1 protein-coding gene and 1 pseudogene are annotated in these 1,564 nt (G+C 39.2%); both read right to left on the bottom strand.

Features of this window, described 5'->3' with window-relative positions:
* A pseudogene (locus ACFIK6_RS09730) lies at nt 1–464 on the bottom strand (hypothetical protein); the annotation flags it as partial.
* On the bottom strand, nt 465–1,564 hold a 1,100-nt coding region (locus tag ACFIK6_RS09725; RefSeq protein ID WP_375677599.1), incomplete at its 5' end, for a hypothetical protein.

Here is a 1,564-nt window from a genome sequence, read left to right as displayed (position 1 = left end):
ACATTCCTTGCAAGTGTAGGCGCTACAAAGCGTGCTCCTGAGGCTAATAATCCTCCCCCTAAAGTCGCAAGTGAAGGGATTGCCGACCCTAAAGCATTTCCAGCAAAAGAAGTCCAATAATGTTGATCACTCATCCTACGATAATAATCACGTATTCTATTAGCTTCTTTCTCATATTTTTCTATGGTTTTCTTATCTCCAGTCCAATAGTTGATAAGCCCCTTCGCAAAAGCCTTTATTGCCAACTCATCATCAGAATCACGTCCTGCCGCTGTGATCCCCGCAATTTCATCATCTAAATTAAAACTCAAACCATGCTTTAAAGAGTTCCAAAAAGCTTCACTCCCACTTATTTCGGGATGTTGGGGTGATGTTTCGTATTCATCTTTAGGGATACGGCGTATAACTCTTATTCCAGAACCAAAATCTGGAAAATCTTGATGAGTATTATTATAATGGACCATTTATCTATCCCTAATAATTTCATACATATCGTTACCGTGCCGAATGGATGCTCTATCTCCAATAGAAAGTTTTTTAATGTCTTCTCTGCTACTTATAGTTGGCAAGTTTTCAACACCTCTTTGCGACATCGACTGATTAGTAAAAGATTGAGAAGCGTCTTTTTTACGCCGTCTTACTTCCATTCCTCTCGATAACCTATAAATTTCCTCATCATTCAGTTCTTTAAAACGATCAAACATATATTTAATATTTAAAAGCCTTTGATATAATTCTTCTGGGTTATCGCTAATATCTAAAGAACCATAAGATTCTACTATTCGCCTGCTTTCTTCATTAGATAACGGTCCAACACCTACGGTTCCATTCTTACTTTGCGCTTTAATCCCTGCAATCACTTGATTAAAGATACCACCTTCAAGTTGTTTTAATTGATTTTTTAAAGTTCTTGCATCAGTCGTTGGTAAAATTTGAGCTACAGAACCAATCGTACCTGTAGCCCGTTTGGGATTCTTCTCTATAATATCAAGAGCCTTATCAATTGCACCCACAGTATTATTAATTTCATATGCTGCTCTATCAGCAGCCTCTCTCTTATTTATTTCCCACTCTTCTATGTCTCGTTTTTTCTGATTATACTCAAGTTCCTGTAGAGACCCTTTAATCGGTCTCGCTTCACGTTCACCTGTCTGTGGATTGGTATACCATTGATGCCCCAGAGGTAACTTAGAAGTATCACCTGTTAGCAATGCACTAAGCATTTGAGGATTCCGTGCCATGACAGCAGCTTCTTCTTCGCTGTAGCCTTTGGACTTTAAATAATCGACAGTCTGGTTAACCTGCCCTCTTTGTTTATCACCTTCATTAAGATGCTTCACACCACTTGCAAGCGCATCCCATCCCGAACCATCTGTGGGTGCTGCCGCCATACCTGCAAAAAGATCTTTGAGCTTCTGATACGCATCTGATTGAAAAAACTTATAAGTATTGGACTGTAAAAATTTCTCTGCATCTGTCAGTTCAGAAGTCGGTGTTGGAGATGCGGGTGCTAATGGTTGCGTTTGTTCATTAACATGAGGTTTAAGTTCTTGTGGAGTACTCT

The organism is Bartonella sp. AS69XJJH, assembly GCF_042195585.1.
GTDB lineage: Bacteria > Pseudomonadota > Alphaproteobacteria > Rhizobiales > Rhizobiaceae > Bartonella.
This window is presented reverse-complemented; position numbering and strand designations above follow the sequence as displayed.